Source organism: Marinobacterium iners (assembly GCF_017310015.1).
Taxonomy (GTDB): Bacteria; Pseudomonadota; Gammaproteobacteria; order Pseudomonadales; family Balneatricaceae; genus Marinobacterium; species Marinobacterium iners.
This window is the reverse complement of sequence record NZ_CP022297.1, coordinates 1949632-1972706: the sequence shown is the minus strand read 5'-3', so window position 1 is coordinate 1972706 and position 23075 is coordinate 1949632. Positions and strand designations below refer to the sequence as shown.

Below are 23075 nucleotides of genomic sequence, written 5' to 3'. Positions count from 1 at the left end.
AGGGCCACCCATTGAGGCCATGTCATGAAGCTGATGCTGATTTTTGACGATCTGGGCCGGTTGATGATGGCCGAGCAAGTCGGTACGGGTCTGTTGGTGTTCCGGCACGACAACGAGAGCTTAGAGGCGTTTATGTGCCGTGTGCGTGAACAGATGGGGCTTGATGCTGACCCTGAGCCGTTTTGACTTTGCAGGCCTGATAGTTAAAATCTATTGGCACGGCAATTGCTAGGCATTGGATTGTTGCACGGCAATCTATTTTAGATTCAGTCAGATGGATGGAACGCAAAAATCATGCCTGATTCATTGTTGCCTGATTCATCATTGTCTGAGTCTATCAACCCTGCAGGCCCGGAACGTCTATGGCGGTCTGTTCTCGCTGCGCTGCTGCAGGACGGCTGCCGACACTGGCAAGGCATGGCACCGTACAAGCCGAACATCCCACCGCATGAACAAGAACAAGCCTTTGATGACCTATGCAGAGTGGGGCCGATGCTCCGGCACGTCTGCACCTTCACTGGGCATGATCCTGATGCTGTATCGGAAGCGTTTATCCGGTGGTGTGAGTCGGGGTAATAGTACGGGGTACATATCGGACGATACGTATTAAAACAGCATGAGCCATATTAAGGCGCTGTTGATGACCGATAACCGTTATATTGATTACCCATAAAAAAGCCCTTTTTAAGGGTTTTTCGTTTGATGGGTATTATCGTGGGTAATGCCTTTAATGCCCCGTAAGTCATTGATTTTATTGGTTTACTGGTGCCCCGAACCGGACTCGAACCGGTACAGCCAAAGGCCGAGGGATTTTAAATCCCTTGTGTCTACCAATTTCACCATCGGGGCTTTGCGCGCTGATTAAGGGCTTGGTCTTTTCAATCAAAGCGTTGAGCGCGCATTTTCCCGTTGCTTGAATAAAAAGTCAAACGAAATACGCGCTCTGCTTCCTGGCTTAGGAGGTCTTGTGCATGCAGCTGGCTGTATCCAGCATGCGATTAGAAAAACCCCACTCGTTGTCATACCAGGCGAACACCTTAACCATGCTGCCAAGCACCTGAGTTTGAAGGCTGTCATAGATGGTAGAGGCGCTGTGATGGTTGAAATCTATCGATACTAAAGGAGTGCTGTTGTACTCAATAATCCCTTTGCTGGCCTCGGCTGCACGTTTCATGATGGCGTTCACCTCTTCAACGGTAGTGTTGCGGTTGGCGGTAAAGGTCAGGTCAACCAGTGAAACGTTTGCAGTTGGAACGCGTACAGCAAGACCTGAAAGTCGGCCATCGAGTTCCGGCAGCACCAGTCCAACTGCCTTGGCGGCACCGGTCTTGGTTGGAATCATGGATAGAGCTGCCGCCCGTGCTCGATACAGGTCTGTGTGATACACATCAGTCAAGTGTTGATCGTTTGTGTACGAGTGGATGGTTGTCATGAGGCCTTGCTGGATGCCGATCGAATCGTTCAGTGCTTTTGCCATCGGGGCCAGGCAATTCGTTGTGCAGGATGCGTTTGAGACAACTTGATGTTCTGAGGTAAGTATCGATTCGTTAACGCCGAAAACAATAGTTGCATCGGCTCCCTTGGCTGGGGCAGAAACCAGTACCTTGCCGGCGCCTTGCTGCAAATGGATACTGGCCTGTTCGCGGTCTGTAAATCGACCTGTGCACTCGAACACAATATCAACGCCCAGTTCGCGCCAGGGGAGGGCGTGAGGATCTGGCTCGCGCAGCATCCGAATAGAGTGCTCTCCTAGAATCAAGCGATCCTTTTCAGCGCGAACTGGCCACATAAAGCGGCCGTGCACTGAGTCGTACTCGGTCAAGTGAGCACTGATCGCACTGTCTCCAAGATCATTGATCGCCACTACCTCAAACTCCTGCTCGCGGCCACTCTCGTACAGGGCGCGCAGGATGTTGCGACCGATCCTGCCGTAGCCGTTGATTGCAATGCGTATAGCCATGGTTGCTGCTCCTTTTTTATAGGCTTTACAGCATCTTAGATGAGTTTGGCTGATCGGGGTATGTGTGGCTTGCGTTTCCTGTCAGTGAGGCGTTAAATTGGTCTAGCTCGATACATATCATTCAATACATATTGCGTACTATATGTCCAAAAAAAGCGATACACATGCCCGGGTCATTGAGGTGGCTGATCAGCTTCTGGAAGAAGGAATCCGGCCCACGCAGCAAAATGTGCGTGAGAGGTTGGGTAGCGGTAGTCTGACGACGATCAATCGCGCCCTGAACGACTGGTGGCATACTCTTGCGCAGCGTATTTCTCGTCGAAATGAGCACCCTGAGCTTCCTGAACCGGTCCTGACTTTGGCCAATCAGGCCTGGGATCGCGCTCTGGCTTATGCCGAGCATCAGTTCGCTGAGCAAAAACAGGCGCTTGAGCAAAGGCAGCAGGAGTTGCTGCAGTCTGCACAGCAAAAAAACAGTGGTGGTGAGCGGGCTCTTTCTGATGCGCATAGTCAGAACGCAAGGCTGCTCGATCGCTGCGAGCAGCTGGCGCAGGAGAAGCGTGAGCTTGAAAGGCGCGTCTTTGAACTGGAAGAGCAGCAGTTGAAACTTACTGTGGAGCGCGATACTGCTCAGCGTGAGGTGCGCCAACTGCAACATATGGGCGCCGAAAATGGCGGGCATGCTGAGGCCATGATTGAGCTGCGGGTACGCTCGCGAATGCAGGAAGAAGAGCTTCAGCGTTTGCGTCAGCTTGGCGATCGGCTAAGCCAGGAGAATGCCCGACTGAGGAATCGGCTGGGTGAATGATCATAAAGCTTTTTAACTTGCTTCCCTAATGAATTGAAAATATGGAATTTTATTTATCCAGTGATATTGGCGTACAGGAAGTGACAGAGCGTCTGCGTGCCTGCTCGCCGGGCGACCAGGTGAGTTGCTCTGATGAGGCTCTGTTCGAAGTTGCCAAGGCTGTACTGGTGCGTGAGAAGCTTGCAGGGCTCACGATTCAGCTGCTGGATGCCGGTGATTATGTGTTGCGTACGGTCACCAGTCGTCGCAGGCACCAGGTTGAAAAGCTGGATCGATTCAATGATCGACAGGAGTCGGTGCTTAAAGCATTGGAACGTGTGCTGGCTCATTGTGATAAAGAAGGGATTCGACTGATCGGATTCAGTGATGAGTTGGTTGCAGTGCCGGCTCATCTTGATAATAGTGCTTGTCTCTCGGCTGAGGCCGTAGATGTTGACACCTCTGGTGTTTATCGGGGTGCTGACAGTATAGGGGAATATACTAAAGGGTAATTCCTGAGTGGTGAGTTGGCAGGGTGGTTCTGGTATTCTTTCTGCGCGTTTCGATCAACACACGGGGGGCTGATATGAGCGATACTATCCGCATATTGCTGGTTGATGATCACTCGATCGTCCGTGCTGGATTCCAGCATATGTTGTTGAAAGAAGAAGATATGGAGATTTTGGCTGAGGCTGAGAACGGTAGACAGGCTGTTGAGCTGTATCGAGAGTTATCGCCTGATGTCGTTGTAATGGATCTCGCCATGCCTGCTGACAGTACGACTGTAGAGGCGACCTCAACGACAGGTGGTCTTGATGCCATCAAGCATATTCTGGCTATTGATCCTTATGCGCGTATTTTGGTGTTAACAATCTGGGAGGCCAGTCCTTACCCTGCGCGGGTGGCTGATGCGGGGGTGAAAGGCTATGTGACCAAGCGCTGTGCCCAGGATGAGCTTGTGCATGCTGTGCGTGAAATCTATTGTGGGCGCAGCTATTTCTCCAGGTCGGTCAGTGATCAGATTGGGCAAGACTCACATGTTCCGCCAGAGCATTCGCCCATTGCGCAGCTGACCCGGCGTGAGCTGGAAATTTTTACACTTTTGGCTGAGGGGCGCAGCGTAAATGCCATCGCCGAAACTATATTTCTCAGCCCTAAAACAGTTCATGCGCACCGTGCCAATATTCTTCGCAAGCTGAGTCTCACCAATGGTTCCGAAATCATTCATCTCGCATTGAGGGCCGGAATCATACAGGCCTGATCGGGTCTATACTGACTGTAAGCTTTTTGCTGCAAGAGGTGGTGGTTATGAGTCCGCATACTGGTGTCTCAACAGACTTTGTTGCCGACATGATGCTGGAATCGCTTCAGCTCTGGAATGAGATTGATGTGGGCTCGCTGGTACAGCTTGAGGCTGATCTGATCGACCACAATACGCTTGTCTTGACGAGAGGGCATCTCTATGAGGTGCTGGCCAAGACTGATCTTTCTCCATGTCATCCCATGTTTGTCGTGCAGTCTGAGCTTACTGAAGAGCTAATTCAGTTGCATCCCGGTTTGATCTGCAATTATCTGCAAAATCCTCACGAGATATATCATGCGTAAATAAGTGCTTACTGATGCGCAATGGCTGTTTTTGGGATTATTTAGGTTCGCATAATGTATAGTATGACGGTTAGGAAACCGCTCTAACCTCTTGAATTTCCTCTGTTATTTTTTCTAAGTAGTGTCTCGTTTCGAGATCGTCTATTGTTTCTTCAAACCTTCTCAATAACGCAATTCCGGGATCAATACCGGCCAGCTTGGCGGCTCTAACTGTTTGTTCTGGCGTCAGATTTCGGCGTCCTGAACGTATGTTAGATAGGTTTCCTCTAGTTATCCCTATTTTTTCTGCCGCCTGGTTATCCGACGGTATCCCTTGCCGCTCTTTCATTGCGTCAATGAGGCGTGCGCTGTACGTCATAACGCCTCCAATTCTTGAATTTTCTTAATGCTAGTCGATGTTTTCGCTTTGTAACATGTCTACACCTGTAGACATTGGGTTCCTTCCGTCCTAGCCTATGTCTACACGTTGATAACACAACAGGGGATTCACGGAATGAACATCACACTCGATTCCACGGCTATCAAAGCTGCTGAAGACTATCGTTCATTGATGGCTGAATATCTGAATGCCGATTTCAACAGCATGCCTGCTGAGCAGATCACCGACCTGATTCGTCGCAAGGAACATGCTGAGTACCGTTTCACTGTTCTTTTCATTGGTCTGTATGAAGATCAGGTGAACGCATAATGGCCACTAAATCAGATATCAAGCTTCCCGGCGGCTGCCTCGACTGTGGCGGTGATCTGTATTCCGTCGGTTTATATCCAAAGGTCAACCCTGAGCTGATCCTTTTCATGTGCCAGACCTGCGGCTGTCAGCATGAAATGCCGTTGCTGGATACGGAACAAGTTTCTGAACCTTCCGACAACCTCAATTTTCCGGTTGAGGGCTTCTGAATGTCTGCGCCCATCTTCTACTTTGAGGAAATACATGGAACCTTCTATCTGATGGATAGGGGCGTTATCCGTGAATTCTCCTCTGAGTCTGAAATGGGCCTGTTCATTGCTGACGCTGTCCCGGACGGCTCCGCACTCCTGATCGAAGTGACACCGGATAACTGGTCTGAACTGTACGATTCGGGGGCGTTCTTCTGATGGTATTGCCACCTACGCCAGTACAGCAGCCACTGTGCATCATTGATTACCTGTCGTTTACATGGTGTCCGTCAGAGCTTGCACCAATGCGCACCCTTGCCAGCTCCGGCCAATTCGTTGATCCAGATAGTGAAGAGGCCAAGCCGGTCAAAACCATGTCTCAATTCATCAAGTACCGTGAATCAGTCGGTGATCCGCTTGATGTGCATTGGCTTGAGTTCGCGGCACTGGATGAACTGAAAACTTTCTTTTGGACCGTTGGTAAGGACATCTTTGCCAACTGTCAGTATTCCACCCGTGACCTCTGGGAAGAGCATTTTCAGTTGATCGAACGGGCAGGGGGTGTGTTTGGTTATCGTCGCTCTTTCGATCTTGTTCTTGATGGGCATGTTATCGGTATGGCTGCTTCTGGTGGCTCTCAAGCGTCTTGCTATGTATCTATTACCGGCAGGGGGTGTCGCCTACTTGATATGTCGACTGTTGCTCGGGTTTTGCGTTCACTTCCTTTTGTTAACCTTACTCGCGTCGATGTGGCCCTTGATGATTACGAGGGTGTAACTGGTGGCTTCCATGCATCGCGTGAAGCCTTTCTTGATGGGAAATTCATCACTCGTGGTAAACCGCCTGAATGTGATATTTCCGGCTCTGGTGGCAAGCCTGCAAAGGGCAAGCGAGAAATTGAGTACACCAAAGGGTGCACGTTCTATGTTGGCTCTCGTGGTGGTGGCAAGTTGTATCGCGGGTATGAAAAAGGCCTGCAATTACAGTCAACGGAGCATCCTAATTGGTTTCGTCATGAGGTAGAGCTTCGGTCTTCCAACCGTGAAATATCGCTCCATGTCCTCACTGATCCCGATAGCTATTTTGCCGGTTTCTATCCGTACATGGCCGCAGTGCTTGAAATGGTCAAGTCTTCACCTGTCACGGCTGTACCGTCACCCTGTAAACGAAACATTGTCGCAACCAAACGCACTGCAAAGGCTGCATACCTCGCGAGTGTCGAAAACCTGAAGCGAGTAGGGGGCGGCGTTATCAATGTCATGCGTCAGTCGGCGGGTCTGACTGATTCCGAAATCATCAATCTGTTAATCCGGGATGCTGTGCCACGTTCGCTGTCGCGTGTAGCCGTGCCCGGTCTTGTTCAATAGGAGATTCACCCATGTCTATACGTGTGTTTGTTGAAAGTGCTGAAACTGACGAATTCAAAGGTACATCGGCCCGTACTGGTAAAGACTTCTGCTTCTTCAAGCAAAAGGCCCATGTCTTCCTTCACGGCTCCCGATTCCCTGAGCGAATCGAACTCGCTCACAACTCACCGTCTGATGCCTTGCGTCCAGGTGATTACACGCTTGATGTTGAACAAGCGCTTGCAGTGGATCGCTTCGGGGGTCTGGGTATCGACTCGCGAAAGCTGGTCTTCGTACCTGCCGCGCCAAAGGCCCAAACAAGTGCGACGGGATCTGCCGCAACTACTGCGCAGGCTAAATAATGCTCGGCCCCAATGACGTTGTTCAGGTTTGTACGCCTGACCTGTCCCAGTGTCAGTGGGTGCCGGTTTCTGAATTCTCGGTTATTCCTGCTCTGTCCGTTCAGGATGCCGGATTACTCAGCAGTGCGGTTCTGGGGCTTTTCGCACTGGCTTGGGTTGCTCGAAAGGTAAGACAAGCTCCATAAACCAAAAAACAGGAGATCCATGATGGATACTACAGAAGCGGTAGCTGCGATCGTCGCGGGTGGTGTCGCAATTGCGGCAATTGCAAATGCAAGTCTGATCGTTGAGGTTGGGCTCAAAATCTGGAAAAAGCTGCGTCGCGCAGCCTGATCCTGAGGGGGCTTCGGCTCCCTTTTTTATTCGGGGGGAGGATTATGTGTGGTCGATTTAACAGGCTGGTTTGTGCTTTTTGTATTATGTTCTGCGGGATATATTCTGTTCAAATAAGTGCCGCTACGGCTGGTAGCGCTGTGTTTCAGGCATACAGCGTCCTTGGAAAAAAGCGCGTTGGTTCTAATATTCGCGTTGATTACGCTGTTAAAACCAGTTTCGAAGGTTCCCATATTCCGAGATATAAAAAAGTTTCTGTTGATTATACTCCAGACGATCTCGCGGCTATGTTCTATAGTTTAAAAAATAAAAACCCGAGTTCTGCTGTTGCAGTTGCGGGATTGGGTGCGATTGTTGGCGGCGCTGGTTGGGCAATAGATGAGTTAACTAATCAGGTCACTAAAGTTGTTGATTTACCTGATCCTGATCAGATTGATGGATGTGCTTTTGTTGACGGTGAATACACAACCTCATATGAATCAGCTTGTTCAACTGCGCCGTGTACAGATTACCGTTGTACAGGCGCTCTATCAGGTTCGGAAGCTATGTCAAATGGGCAAATTAAATGCTTTTGGGAGCGTACTAGACACGGCCCTACATACACTTATACTCAATCCATTGTTACTCAAAATTGCCCCGTTGATTTGCCAGTATCTACTATTCCGACAATAGTTGATGTTTCTGACGCGGATTTTTTGGAAGAGGCAAAAAAATGGGTTGAACGTGCTCCCCTTGGTTCTTTAGATGGATTATTTAGGCAGCCGTCTGGCAACCCTTCGCCGAATGATAGGCTCAGAAATGCAATACGCGACTGGCTCCGGGATCTTGCTGATACCAGTCCTGATTTAACATTTAATCCGCCTGATACTATCGTTGTTACTAACCCTGATGGTTCCACTTCTACGGTTGAAAATACTGACCCTGCTGAGGATACGGCTGCAACGCCATCACAACGGCCCCTTTCTGCATCATCCCAGTGGCCCGGGTTCTGCGAGTGGGCTTCTGTGATTTGCGACTGGATCGACTGGACGCAAGAAACGCCGGAGGACATGCAACCGGAAGAGTTCCCTGTCGAGACTTTGACTGTTGATGACCTGCGAAAAGATTACAACTCAGGTCTTGGTTCTGGTTCCTGTCCATCACCTGTAACGACTCAGTTTATGGGTAGTCAGATTGTTTTCAGTTATGAAACTGCGTGTTATGGCGCTACGACATATTTCAAGCCGATTCTGCTCATGATTGCCGGTATTATCGCGGCGTTTATTATCGTGGGTGCCAGTAGGAGAACGTAATGCTTAAGGGTCTGTTTAAAATACTGGAAAACTTTGCCAAGGGCGGTGTTAATAGCTGGATGATTCATGCCGGTATTACTGCCGTCGTATTTTCGGGTCTTGATATACTCATAACTGAGGCGCTGGATTATGCTATTGATGGGCTTGATGGTCTGCCTGCGGATGCTCTACAGCTTGCATTGCTCTGCGGTATCTCTGAGTTTTTTTCTATAATCGGTAGTGCGCTTTTAACTCGCGTTGCATTAGTAATGGCAACTCAGTCCATGGGACTATCATATAAAGGGAAGGGGGCGTCATGATTACGTTAATAACGGGTGTTCCGGGTTCGGGTAAATCGCTCTATGCTATCAAGCTAATAAAAGAGTTTATCGAGCAGGGGCGTACTGTTTATGCAGACATTGATGGCCTTAATATTGATGGTGTCGAGGTTTCGCCTGAGGATTGGCGAGAAACACCCGACGGGTCTGTCGTCGTTTATGATGAGTGCCAACAGCGTTTTGGCCCTGACGGGCAAGGTCGCGCAAAAAATCCTGCAATTCAGGCGCTAGAAGTTCATCGTCATACTGGTCATGATCTTGTTTTTATAACTCAGCGTGAAAGGCTCCTGCACGCTCACATAAGGGATTTGGTTGGGCGTCACTATCACATTCAACGCCAGTACGGTACGCACAATGTAAAAGTGTTTCGTCGTGATGAAACGATAGACACTAAATCGAGATCGCTGCTTGAGTCATGTGATAATTTTCTCTGGCGGTATGATAAGTCCCTCTTTGACTGCTATAAATCGGCAACTGTGCATACACATAAAGCCACGCTTCCGAGTTGGCTAAAAATGTCGGCCTTTGGTCTTGTCGTTGCTCTATTTGCAATGTTGTTTCTTGGTTACAAGGCTTTTGCGTTTTTCACGGGTGAGACTGTTACTGACGGTGCTCAGGCTGCTTCCGGTGTCCAGGTTGCTGAGGTTCGTCATGATCCGCTAGTTGTTGAGGTCACGCGTGGCCGTCGCCCATTGAATGGCTGTGTTGTCTGGGCTCAGGAAACCGAGTGCCGATGCCATGATATAGACGGGCGTACAGTTGATTCACTCTCATTTGAGCAATGTATGATTCATGCTCGTGGTTCAACGCTCAATTTCCATAGTCCAGCGGGTTATGAGAAGCGGGGCAGGGAAGCGCCAGAAGCGAAGGCACGTAGCTCTGGCGATCCCGGACCCGCCTCTTCGGCTCCTGTTGTTATGTAGATGTTACGTATATCAGTGCCAGTCCCAGCATCACGTTCACGGCCAGCGACAGCCATAACGTGATTGTCTTCGTGTCCAGGTCACCGGGTGCCGCGTTCCATTGGGATGCGGTTTTTTTTGGTTTGAACGTCATGCCGTCCCGGCGCTTGCGGTCTTCCTTATACCAATCTCGGTTTTCCAGTCCCATTGTCACTCCCTCGCTTATTCAAAAATATTCTAGGCACGACAATTGCATAAAAACTATTGTTGCACCAAAAACAAACAAATAACTCAATAAAAACAACATGTTATGATAAATAAAAAACCATGCCAGATTCATTGTGCCATTTTTCGATATAATCCAAAGTTATAATACTGCGCCCATGCCGTAGGCATATTAGGCGGCATGATACCGCTTGGTCAGTGTGCTGGTCTATCACCGCCGATACCTTGGCCTTTCCTTGTCTATCGCATTGCGCCCAGCGTCCACGACACCATACCCGGCACGGCTCCCGGTCCGCGTCCGCCGTGCCTGCCGTTCTGCCTCCGGCGGCCCCGCGCACTGATCAACCGCTTTTGGGTGTTTGGGTATGCTGCCGCGGTAAGGGAAAACCCTTATTACCCCCATATACTAATAGGGGGGTAAAGTCTCCAAACCTTCAGGCTCTGCCGGTCTGGCTGATCTCGACTAACCGAGTTTGATTGATTTCAAAAGTGGTAGGCTCATGATGTCGCCAATGCTGTATCGGTAGCCGGTAGGGTCATAGAGTTCATTCGGGCCAATTCGCCAACCGTCCCAGCCAGGTATGAGCCCAAATAGTTTCAGTTCAAGAATTTCACGCTGAACGGCGCTCATTCGCTGGTTCTGCATGATCCTGTAGGCTGTGGGTCGTGACACGCTCAACAGTCGCATCAGGTCTACATGGGTCAGGAATGCGCAATAGCGACCGCATCGGCTATGGAAGTGCAGCTTTCGGAGATAGACCACATTATTGGGGTTCATTTTTTCGATCCTTTATCTTGAAAGTTTTTCATGCTCTTCATTGAGCATTGGGGATCGTATGGATGGGTTCTGAGGGGGTCTAGCGGTGCTGTGAGTGAGTGCTGATTGATCTGGAAGCGCTGAAACTGTCTGATTATGGTACTTCGTATAATGGTCAATGCGTTATGTTTAGGGGGCGGCGGGCACAATCTCACGGCCCGCCGCAGCTGGGCGACCCGTCACATAACGCGCATTATGCGAGGCCTTATTCCTTATTTTTTTATCGTGACAATCACAAATTAATGCTTGCATTGGTGCCGGTGCGGGTATATTATTTAGTGACAGTCACGAAATTGAGGAAAAGGCAATGGACGCAAAAACCTACGCAAAAATGGCCGTGGACGTAATGCGCGAAACGGCGGCGGCAAGCTCTGTTGTGCGTGCGGTGTATACAGGTCAAAAATCGGATGCTGAGCTTGGCAAAGCGTTGGATGCACTGGCTAATGTGCTGCGGCTTATTACACCGCACGACGACGGGTCGCAGTGGTTTAACAACATGCTGGATGACGTGATGCATAACATACGCTTTGCGCGTGTGCTGACCGGTTACGTGTACACAGGCGACAAGACGGATGCAGAGCTTGGCAAAGTGCTTGACTACATAACCGCGGCAAACATGGAGTTAGATCACCACGGCCACATACTAGGCCGCGAGGTATACCGGTAATGGCACGCGATAACCTGGACAAACAGACCCGCCCCTTGCCGCTTGAGCGGCGGGGCCGCAAGCCGAATCTTAAAAGCGGTGCCATGTCAGCGGCTGAACGCAAGCAAGCCGAGCGCGAGCGGCGCAGGGCGCGGGGCGAGGTGCAGATGTGGCTGACGCCGGAAGAGGTCGCGGTGGTTGAAGCGATGCGCGCCTTGTGATGCTGATCTGACGCCGGAGGCGTTCGGGTTCCAGTGACACCCGAACTTTACCCCGGTTTCCCGGGGTAAACCTTACTCTAGCCGTTTACTCTGGCTTGTTATCACGCATGTTTTTATCAGTCTCTTTATGAATTCCTTTTCTTCGGTTTCCATTTCGTCAACTGCTTTCATTAAGTAGTTGATTTCGTTAGGGCTTTTCTCCCCAAATACCAGTTCTTCCAGTGATACCCCTAGGTTGGTTGCCAGCGATACAACCGTTTCTAGTTGTGGGTTCTTCTGGTCTCCTTTTTCTATTCTCGATATCTGTGCAGAGCTTATCCCTGACGCCTCTGCCAGTTCCTTCTGAGACATTTTCATTTTTTTACGAATGTTCTTGAGGTTTTCACCTATATGCATGATTCCGTGATCTCCTGTTGCATATAGGCATGATTCTACGTCTTTATTTGACATGTATGTTTGTTGGTTGTATATATGACGCATTGAAATTGCACATGTGTACATAAAGGGACTTTTTTGTGTTCTTTGACTGGCTAGAAATCTACCAAGATTTTGACTTTGAGCTCCCGCTCGTCGCTGATCGTGCGTATCAGAACATTGATACCGCGACAGGCGAGGGCGGGGCGATTTGTCAGCCAGCGTGGCAGCATGAAGGTTCTTTTTGCACTTCGATCAAGATTCGCATTTCCGGCAACCGCCTGACTGTCTCCGGTAATCCCTCCCGGTATGGTCGTCTCGATAATCTGTTTGGTCTTAAGTCCCTGGACGAATGTGTGGCGGTTTATAACCGTGTTCTTCGTTCGCTGGGCCTGCCTGAGTTCACCAAGTGTACGAAGGTATGGCACATGACAGATAAGGTTTCCGGTTCTGCAAAACTCCGTCAGATGACGGACGGCGCGGTTCTGAAGGAGGTCCACACCACCACGAACCGCGCCGCAGGTGAGGGGTGTTCAGATGACTACCTGAAAGGCTTGTCAACGCTGAACTACCGTAACTCTGTCCCTCGTTTACACACCAACGGTAAGACCGTTGACTGGCTGTCCAAGAAGGGTGCAGCCAACTTGATTTACCCCAGTGTCTACGACAAGGCCCACGAGCTGGGCCTCCATTTGCTCCCCAAAGTCCTCAGAAAATACGGCCCTGAAAGTACTGAAGTTGAGTATGTCCGTGATGTGATCCGTTTCTGTTCTGAAAACGGCATTGTCCGCTTTGAACAGAAGATCAAAGGCCGCCAGTTAACACGCATGAATGCCCGTTACTGGGGGTTGTTTGATCAGTCGATATTCCAGCCGTTGCAGTCTGAGTTTGTGTCCATTGATAGCCGTTTGCAGGTAGAAGCCATGACCCTCGAAAGCATTTCTGAACGCCTGATCAGTTCAGGCACTGTCGAGACCACCCGAGCCGCCAATACCACGGCCATGTATGCCATCCAGTGGATGCATGGTCAGCGTTTTGATCTTCAGAAGTCACAGGTTCAAACCCACCGTGCACGGTTGCGAAACATTGGTATCGACATTGCTCACGCTTGCGATATCAGCCGGTTCAGTCCGGTTTATATCGTCAAGGCCAAGAAAGTTGAAGTTCAGGAGGTATCTGCCCCGAGCTGGTACCGCCACGCGGACGCCCGTCCTAATCTCCAATTGGTTGCTTAACGATATCGTTTTGTTCTCCTGGCTAACGCTCCTCGAGAACGAATTGATATCAAAACGAGAGGTAAAAAACATGCGCGTTATTATGAAGGTTCTCGATGTTGATATTGCTTCAATCAAAGGCGGCAAGGAAAAACTCGGCAAGATCACGTTAAAGTCGTCTGGATCGGAAGCGATCACCGTCATGATGTTTAACCGGGATATTGAAGAGGGCAAGCATGTCCAGTTCATGGATCTCGAAGGCAAGGAGGTTGTGACTGATATCGAGGTCGATATTCGTGAAGGCAACTTGTCTTACCGCCTCGGCTTTGGTGCCCAGATCGCGCCCTACGCTGCATTTGTCAAGAATGCTGCCGACCGGATTAATAAGGCTGTAACAGCTTCTGCACCGGTCAGTAAGGTTTCGTAATGTCTTCGTTCCCATTGTGCCAAGGCGTTCTTACATCCAATCCGGATGGTTCTCTGACGTGCTCTGAACAATGGGCAATTATTCCGTCCGATCAGGTGCTCATGGCATTTGATTTGGCGCAACTGAACCCCGAGCATCTAGCGGCTATGTTCGGGGCCGGATTTACCAGCGTTGCCATCTGCATGCTGGCCGGTTTTTGTGCTGCTCAACTTGTTAAATCAATCAATATAGGTAGGTGAATCATGGAAGCAATTACAGGTGCTGTAGACTTTGCTGCTGTTGTGACTGGTATCGGTGTTATCGGTGCTGCCATTGCGGGCTTTGTCGTTGTTCGTCGTGGTGCCGGTGAACTCATCGGCATGATTCGCGGTCGTTAAGACTGCGTTTCTCCAGCGCTGGGGGCTTCGGCCCCCTTTTTTTCTTAGGGGGTTGGTGTGGAGCATCTTTGGTCATGGACATTCTTTGTAATGGGCTGCGCGTGTGCGTACGGCGCTTTTCGCAGTTTCTGAAACCCAATTTTTCAAATTACTGGGGTAATTGGTTTCTTGCGCCTTTGATGGCTTTTTTTGTTGGATTTCTTCCTGTTTTTGCTTTTGCTGCTGTCGAGGGTGATCCTTGTGTTTATGTAGATTCATCACCTAAATCTTATGGTAATACATATGCTGAGGCGTGTTCGGGTGCAAGTGCTTATTATCCGGATAGGACTTACTCTATAGATTCTGCTGGCGTCTGCCGCGCTTTTTATGGTGCTAGAACGTTTTCTCTCTATCCTAAATATTCTTCTTGGGGTTCATCAATATGCCCTCTGCCTACTGAGCCTGAATGTCCAGAATCCGGCGAGCAGTTCAGTATACAGCTAGACGCCTTTACTGGCGGTTATCCGTCCGAGTATTATGCTTTCGAAGGTTGTCGTCTTGTTACTAAGGTTGCCGGCTGTGCCGACGATTTGAATACTGGCGAACGAAAATGCACGGCTGTTCTAGAGTTTACTGGTGACCCTGCAACTGGTCAGGATGAGGGCCAATGTGATATCGATAATGGATGTCAGCCTGCTGGTGATCCTCCTAAAAAATGTTTTAGCTCGTCAGGGGTGTATATTGGAACTGTATCTGCCAATGCCTCATGCCCATTTGGTTATACTGATGATCCCCAGGGCGAGAAAAACTGTCTCAATCCTGATGGAACAGTTGGCTATATCGTCAACGGCTCCGCATCTTGTCCCGAAGGTACTGTTTCACAAGATTCACCTAGGCCAGATCGACCAACTGACTATCAGAACTCAGATGGTACTGTCGACACTGACGGAACAGGTGACTCTGGCGCCACAACGGGTGATTCTGGTACTGGCGGCGGTGGTGATCCAGGTACCGGTTCTGGTTCTGGTGATACCGGCGATAATACCGGCGAAGATGAATCCGGTACTGATTGTGATCCAACGAAATTTGGTGCAAAGGGTTGCTTAAATCCCTCTCAGGATCGTCTTGACGAGATAAAAGATGCTGGTATGGGTCGATACATGGAGCGGCTGAAGAATGTTCCACTGCTTCAGTCTGTGGAAGATATGGTCGGTAGTGTGCCCTCTGGCCATTGCTCACCCCTTAATATCTCAGTCGCTGGTTTTTGGTCTGTAACGACTGATATTCATTGTGTTATATATCGCGACTTTTCCGGCATATTGTCTGCTGTTTTTCTGGCTGGCTGGGCGCTGCTCGGCGTTAGGATTGTACTCTCGGCGTAAGGGGGTTTTATGTTATTGCTTGTACCTTTTTTCGATACTTTGAAGCATTGGTTCCGTGAAATGCTTTTTTGGTTGTTCGATCTTCTTATGTCGGTTCTTGAGCAAATACCTGCCCCCGAGTGGTTTGACGATGTCGGTGGTTCTCTTGCTGGAATAACTCCTGAGGTCGCCTATTTTGTCGGGCCTATGCAAATTGAATACGGTATTTCAATCATTCTCAGTGCTTATCTGATTCGTTTTATAATCCGCCGTATACCAATTATAGGATGAGGTGATTTATGTCTGTTGTTGCATATACCGGGCTACCGGGTTCTGGCAAAAGCTATGGAGTAGTAGAGAATGTAATTTTGCCCTGTCTTTTGCAGGGTCGACCGATCGTCACCAACTTGCCACTGAAAATGGGCGAGATTCAGGAATGGTGCCGTCTTAATTCTGCTCCTCATCCTCGAATCGAGTTAATGGATTTACAGGCCGTTGCCGATTCTGAAAACGAAACGTTCTTGCACCTTCGATATGGTGCTGTTCATGTATGGGACGAGGTCTGGAGGGTGTGGCCATCAGGCCAAAAAGTTAACCAGGCAAAAAAACAGCATCAGGAATACTTCGCTGAGCATCGTCACCAAGTCGATGCGGCGGGTCGCTCAACTGAGATAGTTCTCGTTACTCAGGATCTTGCCCAGCTTGCCAGTTGGGTGCGCAATTTCGTTGACGAAACCTACCGTGCTCAAAAGCTTAACCATGTTGGTCAGGATCGGCGTTATCGTATTGACGTATTCACTGGTCCGGTTACGGGCCCAAAACCGTCAGTTAACCGGCGTCTTCGTGAGTTCTACGGTTCATATCAACCTAAAGTATATAATCTGTATCAGTCCGCTACTAAGTCGCAGGCAGGGGGGCTTCATGGGGCAGGGAAAGAGCAAAAGGCTGATAAGCGTGCAAATAAGCTCCGATCTCCAGCTTTGCTCATGTCCCTCATCGGTGGTCCTCTCGCCCTTATCATTGGCGGCTGGTCTGCATATGATCTTTTGTCGAGTGGTTTCGGTGCTACAGATCGCGTTGATACTGCTTCTCAGCATGTTGATGTTCCCGAGGGTGTTAGTTTGCCTACGGTTTATGATCCAAAACCTGCTTTACTGCCGCCTGTCCCTGCCTCTCCTTCGCCTGATCCCTATTTAGACCCTGATTCTAATCTCCCCAGTGCCTCTAACGATTGGCAACTTGTTGGTGAGGTTGGTTTGCCATCTGGTGATTTTGTTGTTGTCCAGAATCGCGTTGGTTATCGTTATGTCGACAAGGCTGCATGCCATAGCTATACCGGCGGTTTTATGGATTGGTGTATCGTTGACGGAAAGCGCGTCGACCGTACAACCGGATTTAGAAACGGCGGCTTGGGTACTGCGGCACAACCCGTGTCCATGTAGTCAGACTGTGCGTGAGCGTATGCGACTCGCACAGCCTGACTACTGGCACTGTTTATGCCCGCTAGCGGCGGGCATGTTCAACCGCTCTTGGCGTCCTGTCTATCCTGATTTACTCGTTGTGCTGATCGCTGTCTGATAGGAACACCGGCAGCATTTCACCCCCTGATTAACCGCTTTTTTCCCTTCTATCGGGTTTCGCATAATGGTCAATGCGTTATGTTTAGGGGGCGGCGGGCACAATCTCACGGCCCGCCGCAGCTGGGCGACCCGTCACATAACGCGCATTATGCGAGGCCTTATTCCTTATTTTTTTATCGTGACAATCACAAATTAATGCTTGCATTGGTGCCGGTGCGGGTATATTATTTAGTGACAGTCACGAAATTGAGGAAAAGGCAATGGACGCAAAAACCTACGCAAAAATGGCCGTGGACGTAATGCGCGAAACGGCGGCGGCAAGCTCTGTTGTGCGTGCGGTGTATACAGGTCAAAAATCGGATGCTGAGCTTGGCAAAGCGTTGGATGCACTGGCTAATGTGCTGCGGCTTATTACACCGCACGACGACGGGTCGCAGTGGTTTAACAACATGCTGGATGACGTGATGCATAACATACGCTTTGCGCGTGTGCTGACCGGTTACGTGTACACAGGCGACAAGACGGATGCAGAGCTTGGCAAAGTGCTTGACTACATAACCGCGGCAAACATGGAGTTAGATCACCACGGCCACATACTAGGCCGCGAGGTATACCGGTAATGGCACGCGATAACCTGGACAAACAGACCCGCCCCTTGCCGCTTGAGCGGCGGGGCCGCAAGCCGAATCTTAAAAGCGGTGCCATGTCAGCGGCTGAACGCAAGCAAGCCGAGCGCGAGCGGCGCAGGGCGCGGGGCGAGGTGCAGATGTGGCTGACGCCGGAAGAGGTCGCGGTGGTTGAAGCGATGCGCGCCTTGTGATGCTGATCTGACGCCGGAGGCGTTCGGGTTCCAGTGACACCCGAACTTTACCCCGGTTTCCCGGGGTAAACCTTACTCTAGCCGTTTACTCTGGCTTGTTATCACGCATGTTTTTATCAGTCTCTTTATGAATTCCTTTTCTTCGGTTTCCATTTCGTCAACTGCTTTCATTAAGTAGTTGATTTCGTTAGGGCTTTTCTCCCCAAATACCAGTTCTTCCAGTGATACCCCTAGGTTGGTTGCCAGCGATACAACCGTTTCTAGTTGTGGGTTCTTCTGGTCTCCTTTTTCTATTCTCGATATCTGTGCAGAGCTTATCCCTGACGCCTCTGCCAGTTCCTTCTGAGACATTTTCATTTTTTTACGAATGTTCTTGAGGTTTTCACCTATATGCATGATTCCGTGATCTCCTGTTGCATATAGGCATGATTCTACGTCTTTATTTGACATGTATGTTTGTTGGTTGTATATATGACGCATTGAAATTGCACATGTGTACATAAAGGGACTTTTTTGTGTTCTTTGACTGGCTAGAAATCTACCAAGATTTTGACTTTGAGCTCCCGCTCGTCGCTGATCGTGCGTATCAGAACATTGATACCGCGACAGGCGAGGGCGGGGCGATTTGTCAGCCAGCGTGGCAGCATGAAGGTTCTTTTTGCACTTCGATCAAGATTCGCATTTCCGGCAACCGCCTGACTGTCTCCGGTAATCCCTCCCGGTATGGTCGTCTCGATAATCTGTTTGGTCTTAAGTCCCTGGACGAATGTGTGGCGGTTTATAACCGTGTTCTTCGTTCGCTGGGCCTGCCTGAGTTCACCAAGTGTACGAAGGTATGGCACATGACAGATAAGGTTTCCGGTTCTGCAAAACTCCGTCAGATGACGGACGGCGCGGTTCTGAAGGAGGTCCACACCACCACGAACCGCGCCGCAGGTGAGGGGTGTTCAGATGACTACCTGAAAGGCTTGTCAACGCTGAACTACCGTAACTCTGTCCCTCGTTTACACACCAACGGTAAGACCGTTGACTGGCTGTCCAAGAAGGGTGCAGCCAACTTGATTTACCCCAGTGTCTACGACAAGGCCCACGAGCTGGGCCTCCATTTGCTCCCCAAAGTCCTCAGAAAATACGGCCCTGAAAGTACTGAAGTTGAGTATGTCCGTGATGTGATCCGTTTCTGTTCTGAAAACGGCATTGTCCGCTTTGAACAGAAGATCAAAGGCCGCCAGTTAACACGCATGAATGCCCGTTACTGGGGGTTGTTTGATCAGTCGATATTCCAGCCGTTGCAGTCTGAGTTTGTGTCCATTGATAGCCGTTTGCAGGTAGAAGCCATGACCCTCGAAAGCATTTCTGAACGCCTGATCAGTTCAGGCACTGTCGAGACCACCCGAGCCGCCAATACCACGGCCATGTATGCCATCCAGTGGATGCATGGTCAGCGTTTTGATCTTCAGAAGTCACAGGTTCAAACCCACCGTGCACGGTTGCGAAACATTGGTATCGACATTGCTCACGCTTGCGATATCAGCCGGTTCAGTCCGGTTTATATCGTCAAGGCCAAGAAAGTTGAAGTTCAGGAGGTATCTGCCCCGAGCTGGTACCGCCACGCGGACGCCCGTCCTAATCTCCAATTGGTTGCTTAACGATATCGTTTTGTTCTCCTGGCTAACGCTCCTCGAGAACGAATTGATATCAAAACGAGAGGTAAAAAACATGCGCGTTATTATGAAGGTTCTCGATGTTGATATTGCTTCAATCAAAGGCGGCAAGGAAAAACTCGGCAAGATCACGTTAAAGTCGTCTGGATCGGAAGCGATCACCGTCATGATGTTTAACCGGGATATTGAAGAGGGCAAGCATGTCCAGTTCATGGATCTCGAAGGCAAGGAGGTTGTGACTGATATCGAGGTCGATATTCGTGAAGGCAACTTGTCTTACCGCCTCGGCTTTGGTGCCCAGATCGCGCCCTACGCTGCATTTGTCAAGAATGCTGCCGACCGGATTAATAAGGCTGTAACAGCTTCTGCACCGGTCAGTAAGGTTTCGTAATGTCTTCGTTCCCATTGTGCCAAGGCGTTCTTACATCCAATCCGGATGGTTCTCTGACGTGCTCTGAACAATGGGCAATTATTCCGTCCGATCAGGTGCTCATGGCATTTGATTTGGCGCAACTGAACCCCGAGCATCTAGCGGCTATGTTCGGGGCCGGATTTACCAGCGTTGCCATCTGCATGCTGGCCGGTTTTTGTGCTGCTCAACTTGTTAAATCAATCAATATAGGTAGGTGAATCATGGAAGCAATTACAGGTGCTGTAGACTTTGCTGCTGTTGTGACTGGTATCGGTGTTATCGGTGCTGCCATTGCGGGCTTTGTCGTTGTTCGTCGTGGTGCCGGTGAACTCATCGGCATGATTCGCGGTCGTTAAGACTGCGTTTCTCCAGCGCTGGGGGCTTCGGCCCCCTTTTTTTCTTAGGGGGTTGGTGTGGAGCATCTTTGGTCATGGACATTCTTTGTAATGGGCTGCGCGTGTGCGTACGGCGCTTTTCGCAGTTTCTGAAACCCAATTTTTCAAATTACTGGGGTAATTGGTTTCTTGCGCCTTTGATGGCTTTTTTTGTTGGATTTCTTCCTGTTTTTGCTTTTGCTGCTGTCGAGGGTGATCCTTGTGTTTATGTAGATTCATCACCTAAATCTTATGGTAATACATATGCTGAGGCGTGTTCGGGTGCAAGTGCTTATTATCCGGATAGGACTTACTCTATAGATTCTGCTGGCGTCTGCCGCGCTTTTTATGGTGCTAGAACGTTTTCTCTCTATCCTAAATATTCTTCTTGGGGTTCATCAATATGCCCTCTGCCTACTGAGCCTGAATGTCCAGAATCCGGCGAGCAGTTCAGTATACAGCTAGACGCCTTTACTGGCGGTTATCCGTCCGAGTATTATGCTTTCGAAGGTTGTCGTCTTGTTACTAAGGTTGCCGGCTGTGCCGACGATTTGAATACTGGCGAACGAAAATGCACGGCTGTTCTAGAGTTTACTGGTGACCCTGCAACTGGTCAGGATGAGGGCCAATGTGATATCGATAATGGATGTCAGCCTGCTGGTGATCCTCCTAAAAAATGTTTTAGCTCGTCAGGGGTGTATATTGGAACTGTATCTGCCAATGCCTCATGCCCATTTGGTTATACTGATGATCCCCAGGGCGAGAAAAACTGTCTCAATCCTGATGGAACAGTTGGCTATATCGTCAACGGCTCCGCATCTTGTCCCGAAGGTACTGTTTCACAAGATTCACCTAGGCCAGATCGACCAACTGACTATCAGAACTCAGATGGTACTGTCGACACTGACGGAACAGGTGACTCTGGCGCCACAACGGGTGATTCTGGTACTGGCGGCGGTGGTGATCCAGGTACCGGTTCTGGTTCTGGTGATACCGGCGATAATACCGGCGAAGATGAATCCGGTACTGATTGTGATCCAACGAAATTTGGTGCAAAGGGTTGCTTAAATCCCTCTCAGGATCGTCTTGACGAGATAAAAGATGCTGGTATGGGTCGATACATGGAGCGGCTGAAGAATGTTCCACTGCTTCAGTCTGTGGAAGATATGGTCGGTAGTGTGCCCTCTGGCCATTGCTCACCCCTTAATATCTCAGTCGCTGGTTTTTGGTCTGTAACGACTGATATTCATTGTGTTATATATCGCGACTTTTCCGGCATATTGTCTGCTGTTTTTCTGGCTGGCTGGGCGCTGCTCGGCGTTAGGATTGTACTCTCGGCGTAAGGGGGTTTTATGTTATTGCTTGTACCTTTTTTCGATACTTTGAAGCATTGGTTCCGTGAAATGCTTTTTTGGTTGTTCGATCTTCTTATGTCGGTTCTTGAGCAAATACCTGCCCCCGAGTGGTTTGACGATGTCGGTGGTTCTCTTGCTGGAATAACTCCTGAGGTCGCCTATTTTGTCGGGCCTATGCAAATTGAATACGGTATTTCAATCATTCTCAGTGCTTATCTGATTCGTTTTATAATCCGCCGTATACCAATTATAGGATGAGGTGATTTATGTCTGTTGTTGCATATACCGGGCTACCGGGTTCTGGCAAAAGCTATGGAGTAGTAGAGAATGTAATTTTGCCCTGTCTTTTGCAGGGTCGACCGATCGTCACCAACTTGCCACTGAAAATGGGCGAGATTCAGGAATGGTGCCGTCTTAATTCTGCTCCTCATCCTCGAATCGAGTTAATGGATTTACAGGCCGTTGCCGATTCTGAAAACGAAACGTTCTTGCACCTTCGATATGGTGCTGTTCATGTATGGGACGAGGTCTGGAGGGTGTGGCCATCAGGCCAAAAAGTTAACCAGGCAAAAAAACAGCATCAGGAATACTTCGCTGAGCATCGTCACCAAGTCGATGCGGCGGGTCGCTCAACTGAGATAGTTCTCGTTACTCAGGATCTTGCCCAGCTTGCCAGTTGGGTGCGCAATTTCGTTGACGAAACCTACCGTGCTCAAAAGCTTAACCATGTTGGTCAGGATCGGCGTTATCGTATTGACGTATTCACTGGTCCGGTTACGGGCCCAAAACCGTCAGTTAACCGGCGTCTTCGTGAGTTCTACGGTTCATATCAACCTAAAGTATATAATCTGTATCAGTCCGCTACTAAGTCGCAGGCAGGGGGGCTTCATGGGGCAGGGAAAGAGCAAAAGGCTGATAAGCGTGCAAATAAGCTCCGATCTCCAGCTTTGCTCATGTCCCTCATCGGTGGTCCTCTCGCCCTTATCATTGGCGGCTGGTCTGCATATGATCTTTTGTCGAGTGGTTTCGGTGCTACAGATCGCGTTGATACTGCTTCTCAGCATGTTGATGTTCCCGAGGGTGTTAGTTTGCCTACGGTTTATGATCCAAAACCTGCTTTACTGCCGCCTGTCCCTGCCTCTCCTTCGCCTGATCCCTATTTAGACCCTGATTCTAATCTCCCCAGTGCCTCTAACGATTGGCAACTTGTTGGTGAGGTTGGTTTGCCATCTGGTGATTTTGTTGTTGTCCAGAATCGCGTTGGTTATCGTTATGTCGACAAGGCTGCATGCCATAGCTATACCGGCGGTTTTATGGATTGGTGTATCGTTGACGGAAAGCGCGTCGACCGTACAACCGGATTTAGAAACGGCGGCTTGGGTACTGCGGCACAACCCGTGTCCATGTAG

The 23075-nt window shown here is 49.7% G+C and carries 36 protein-coding genes and 1 tRNA gene; 30 read left to right on the top strand and 7 right to left on the bottom strand.

Annotated elements, in window-relative coordinates:
- Positions 1 to 24 precede the first annotated feature (24 nt).
- Complete coding sequence (locus CFI10_RS09450; protein WP_206841656.1) at positions 25 to 186, top strand: hypothetical protein; 162 nt, start codon at positions 25 to 27, stop codon at positions 184 to 186.
- Positions 187 to 763: 577 nt separating this feature from the next.
- On the opposite strand, the gene CFI10_RS09445 is transcribed toward CFI10_RS09450, so the two are convergent.
- Positions 764 to 849, bottom strand: a tRNA-Leu gene (locus CFI10_RS09445).
- 106 nt (positions 850 to 955) lie between these two features.
- Positions 956 to 1960 (bottom strand): type I glyceraldehyde-3-phosphate dehydrogenase, encoded by a 1005-nt coding sequence (gap, locus tag CFI10_RS09440; RefSeq protein WP_091824072.1) that lies wholly within the window; start codon positions 1958 to 1960, stop codon positions 956 to 958.
- A gap of 142 nt (positions 1961 to 2102) precedes the next feature.
- Between gap and CFI10_RS09435 the strand changes: the two genes are divergently transcribed.
- The 4 genes from CFI10_RS09435 (at position 2103) to CFI10_RS09420 (ending at position 4352) form a co-directional block, all read left to right on the top strand.
- Positions 2103 to 2768 (top strand): DNA-binding protein, encoded by a 666-nt coding sequence (locus tag CFI10_RS09435; protein ID WP_206841653.1) that lies wholly within the window; start codon positions 2103 to 2105, stop codon positions 2766 to 2768.
- Positions 2769 to 2809: 41 nt separating this feature from the next.
- Positions 2810 to 3259, top strand: a complete 450-nt coding sequence (locus CFI10_RS09430) for a response regulator (RefSeq protein ID WP_242530171.1) — start codon at positions 2810 to 2812, stop codon at positions 3257 to 3259.
- Between the two features lie 95 nt (positions 3260 to 3354).
- A complete protein-coding gene (locus CFI10_RS09425; protein WP_341868551.1) occupies positions 3355 to 4008 on the top strand; it encodes a response regulator in 654 nt (217 codons plus the stop codon).
- Positions 4009 to 4055: 47 nt separating this feature from the next.
- On the top strand, positions 4056 to 4352 hold the full coding sequence (locus tag CFI10_RS09420; RefSeq protein ID WP_091824080.1) for a hypothetical protein: 297 nt from the start codon (positions 4056 to 4058) through the stop codon (positions 4350 to 4352).
- A 70-nt stretch (positions 4353 to 4422) separates the two neighbouring features.
- On the opposite strand, the gene CFI10_RS09415 is transcribed toward CFI10_RS09420, so the two are convergent.
- On the bottom strand, positions 4423 to 4710 hold the full coding sequence (locus tag CFI10_RS09415; protein WP_206841650.1) for a helix-turn-helix domain-containing protein: 288 nt from the start codon (positions 4708 to 4710) through the stop codon (positions 4423 to 4425).
- 135 nt (positions 4711 to 4845) lie between these two features.
- On the opposite strand from CFI10_RS09415, the gene CFI10_RS09410 reads away from it, so the two are divergent.
- From CFI10_RS09410 to CFI10_RS09370, 9 genes are all read left to right on the top strand, one after another.
- Positions 4846 to 5040: a hypothetical protein gene (locus CFI10_RS09410; RefSeq protein ID WP_206841647.1), complete on the top strand. Its 195-nt coding sequence runs from the start codon at positions 4846 to 4848 to the stop codon at positions 5038 to 5040.
- Positions 5040 to 5249, top strand: coding sequence for a hypothetical protein (locus tag CFI10_RS09405; RefSeq protein WP_206841645.1), 210 nt, complete (start codon positions 5040 to 5042; stop codon positions 5247 to 5249). Before CFI10_RS09410 ends, CFI10_RS09405 begins: the two co-directional genes overlap by 1 nt.
- Entirely contained in the window at positions 5250 to 5447 is a 198-nt protein-coding gene (locus CFI10_RS09400) for a hypothetical protein (RefSeq protein WP_206841643.1), read from the top strand.
- Positions 5448 to 5533: 86 nt separating this feature from the next.
- Positions 5534 to 6595 (top strand): replication initiation factor domain-containing protein, encoded by a 1062-nt coding sequence (locus CFI10_RS09395; RefSeq protein WP_206841641.1) that lies wholly within the window; start codon positions 5534 to 5536, stop codon positions 6593 to 6595.
- 11 nt (positions 6596 to 6606) lie between these two features.
- Positions 6607 to 6936, top strand: coding sequence for a single-stranded DNA-binding protein (locus CFI10_RS09390; RefSeq protein WP_206841640.1), 330 nt, complete (start codon positions 6607 to 6609; stop codon positions 6934 to 6936).
- Positions 6937 to 7140: 204 nt separating this feature from the next.
- Entirely contained in the window at positions 7141 to 7269 is a 129-nt protein-coding gene (locus CFI10_RS09385; protein ID WP_206841637.1) for a major capsid protein, read from the top strand.
- Positions 7270 to 7409: 140 nt separating this feature from the next.
- Entirely contained in the window at positions 7410 to 8561 is a 1152-nt protein-coding gene (locus CFI10_RS09380; protein WP_206841635.1) for a virulence factor TspB C-terminal domain-related protein, read from the top strand.
- Positions 8561 to 8860 carry a DUF2523 family protein gene (locus tag CFI10_RS09375; RefSeq protein ID WP_206841633.1) on the top strand — a complete coding sequence of 100 codons (300 nt, stop codon included), beginning with the start codon at positions 8561 to 8563 and terminating at the stop codon, positions 8858 to 8860. The genes CFI10_RS09380 and CFI10_RS09375 overlap by 1 nt, the downstream gene beginning before the upstream one ends.
- On the top strand, positions 8857 to 9801 hold the full coding sequence (locus CFI10_RS09370) for a zonular occludens toxin domain-containing protein (protein WP_206841631.1): 945 nt from the start codon (positions 8857 to 8859) through the stop codon (positions 9799 to 9801). Before CFI10_RS09375 ends, CFI10_RS09370 begins: the two co-directional genes overlap by 4 nt.
- On the opposite strand, the gene CFI10_RS09365 is transcribed toward CFI10_RS09370, so the two are convergent.
- On the bottom strand, positions 9794 to 9988 hold the full coding sequence (locus tag CFI10_RS09365) for a hypothetical protein (protein ID WP_206841629.1): 195 nt from the start codon (positions 9986 to 9988) through the stop codon (positions 9794 to 9796). The two genes, CFI10_RS09370 and CFI10_RS09365, sit on opposite strands and share 8 nt — an antisense overlap.
- Positions 9989 to 10468: 480 nt before the next feature.
- Positions 10469 to 10783, bottom strand: coding sequence for a hypothetical protein (locus tag CFI10_RS09360; protein WP_206841627.1), 315 nt, complete (start codon positions 10781 to 10783; stop codon positions 10469 to 10471).
- A 346-nt stretch (positions 10784 to 11129) separates the two neighbouring features.
- Here CFI10_RS09360 and CFI10_RS09355 point away from each other — a divergent pair, with 346 nt between their 5' ends.
- Together CFI10_RS09355 and CFI10_RS09350 are read left to right on the top strand one after the other, a co-directional pair.
- A complete protein-coding gene (locus tag CFI10_RS09355; RefSeq protein ID WP_206841624.1) occupies positions 11130 to 11489 on the top strand; it encodes a hypothetical protein in 360 nt (119 codons plus the stop codon).
- Complete coding sequence (locus CFI10_RS09350; RefSeq protein ID WP_206841621.1) at positions 11489 to 11689, top strand: hypothetical protein; 201 nt, start codon at positions 11489 to 11491, stop codon at positions 11687 to 11689. The genes CFI10_RS09355 and CFI10_RS09350 overlap by 1 nt, the downstream gene beginning before the upstream one ends.
- Before the next feature lie 72 nt (positions 11690 to 11761).
- On the opposite strand, the gene CFI10_RS09345 is transcribed toward CFI10_RS09350, so the two are convergent.
- Positions 11762 to 12139, bottom strand: a complete 378-nt coding sequence (locus CFI10_RS09345; protein WP_206841616.1) for a helix-turn-helix domain-containing protein — start codon at positions 12137 to 12139, stop codon at positions 11762 to 11764.
- 65 nt (positions 12140 to 12204) lie between these two features.
- Between CFI10_RS09345 and CFI10_RS09340 the strand changes: the two genes are divergently transcribed.
- The 8 genes from CFI10_RS09340 (at position 12205) to CFI10_RS09310 (ending at position 17861) form a co-directional block, all read left to right on the top strand.
- Positions 12205 to 13338: a phage/plasmid replication domain-containing protein gene (locus tag CFI10_RS09340; protein ID WP_206841614.1), complete on the top strand. Its 1134-nt coding sequence runs from the start codon at positions 12205 to 12207 to the stop codon at positions 13336 to 13338.
- A 70-nt stretch (positions 13339 to 13408) separates the two neighbouring features.
- Positions 13409 to 13744, top strand: a complete 336-nt coding sequence (locus CFI10_RS09335) for a hypothetical protein (RefSeq protein ID WP_206841610.1) — start codon at positions 13409 to 13411, stop codon at positions 13742 to 13744.
- Positions 13745 to 13986: 242 nt separating this feature from the next.
- Positions 13987 to 14121, top strand: coding sequence for a hypothetical protein (locus tag CFI10_RS19365; protein WP_277987750.1), 135 nt, complete (start codon positions 13987 to 13989; stop codon positions 14119 to 14121).
- Positions 14122 to 14195: 74 nt separating this feature from the next.
- Positions 14196 to 15482 (top strand): hypothetical protein, encoded by a 1287-nt coding sequence (locus CFI10_RS09330; RefSeq protein ID WP_206841607.1) that lies wholly within the window; start codon positions 14196 to 14198, stop codon positions 15480 to 15482.
- A gap of 9 nt (positions 15483 to 15491) precedes the next feature.
- Positions 15492 to 15752: a hypothetical protein gene (locus tag CFI10_RS09325; RefSeq protein ID WP_206841604.1), complete on the top strand. Its 261-nt coding sequence runs from the start codon at positions 15492 to 15494 to the stop codon at positions 15750 to 15752.
- 8 nt (positions 15753 to 15760) lie between these two features.
- Positions 15761 to 16903, top strand: coding sequence for a zonular occludens toxin domain-containing protein (locus tag CFI10_RS09320; protein ID WP_206841601.1), 1143 nt, complete (start codon positions 15761 to 15763; stop codon positions 16901 to 16903).
- A gap of 398 nt (positions 16904 to 17301) precedes the next feature.
- Positions 17302 to 17661 (top strand): hypothetical protein, encoded by a 360-nt coding sequence (locus CFI10_RS09315; RefSeq protein WP_206841624.1) that lies wholly within the window; start codon positions 17302 to 17304, stop codon positions 17659 to 17661.
- Positions 17661 to 17861: a hypothetical protein gene (locus CFI10_RS09310; RefSeq protein WP_206841621.1), complete on the top strand. Its 201-nt coding sequence runs from the start codon at positions 17661 to 17663 to the stop codon at positions 17859 to 17861. The genes CFI10_RS09315 and CFI10_RS09310 overlap by 1 nt, the downstream gene beginning before the upstream one ends.
- Before the next feature lie 72 nt (positions 17862 to 17933).
- On the opposite strand, the gene CFI10_RS09305 is transcribed toward CFI10_RS09310, so the two are convergent.
- Complete coding sequence (locus CFI10_RS09305) at positions 17934 to 18311, bottom strand: helix-turn-helix domain-containing protein (protein WP_206841616.1); 378 nt, start codon at positions 18309 to 18311, stop codon at positions 17934 to 17936.
- A 65-nt stretch (positions 18312 to 18376) separates the two neighbouring features.
- Here CFI10_RS09305 and CFI10_RS09300 point away from each other — a divergent pair, with 65 nt between their 5' ends.
- The 6 genes from CFI10_RS09300 to CFI10_RS09280 all read left to right on the top strand — a co-directional run bounded on the left by CFI10_RS09300 (position 18377) and on the right by CFI10_RS09280 (position 23075).
- On the top strand, positions 18377 to 19510 hold the full coding sequence (locus tag CFI10_RS09300) for a phage/plasmid replication domain-containing protein (protein ID WP_206841614.1): 1134 nt from the start codon (positions 18377 to 18379) through the stop codon (positions 19508 to 19510).
- Between the two features lie 70 nt (positions 19511 to 19580).
- On the top strand, positions 19581 to 19916 hold the full coding sequence (locus tag CFI10_RS09295; protein ID WP_206841610.1) for a hypothetical protein: 336 nt from the start codon (positions 19581 to 19583) through the stop codon (positions 19914 to 19916).
- Positions 19917 to 20158: 242 nt separating this feature from the next.
- Positions 20159 to 20293 (top strand): hypothetical protein, encoded by a 135-nt coding sequence (locus CFI10_RS19360; protein ID WP_277987750.1) that lies wholly within the window; start codon positions 20159 to 20161, stop codon positions 20291 to 20293.
- 74 nt (positions 20294 to 20367) lie between these two features.
- A complete protein-coding gene (locus tag CFI10_RS09290; protein ID WP_206841607.1) occupies positions 20368 to 21654 on the top strand; it encodes a hypothetical protein in 1287 nt (428 codons plus the stop codon).
- 9 nt (positions 21655 to 21663) lie between these two features.
- On the top strand, positions 21664 to 21924 hold the full coding sequence (locus tag CFI10_RS09285; RefSeq protein ID WP_206841604.1) for a hypothetical protein: 261 nt from the start codon (positions 21664 to 21666) through the stop codon (positions 21922 to 21924).
- Positions 21925 to 21932: 8 nt separating this feature from the next.
- Positions 21933 to 23075 carry a zonular occludens toxin domain-containing protein gene (locus tag CFI10_RS09280; protein ID WP_206841601.1) on the top strand — a complete coding sequence of 381 codons (1143 nt, stop codon included), beginning with the start codon at positions 21933 to 21935 and terminating at the stop codon, positions 23073 to 23075.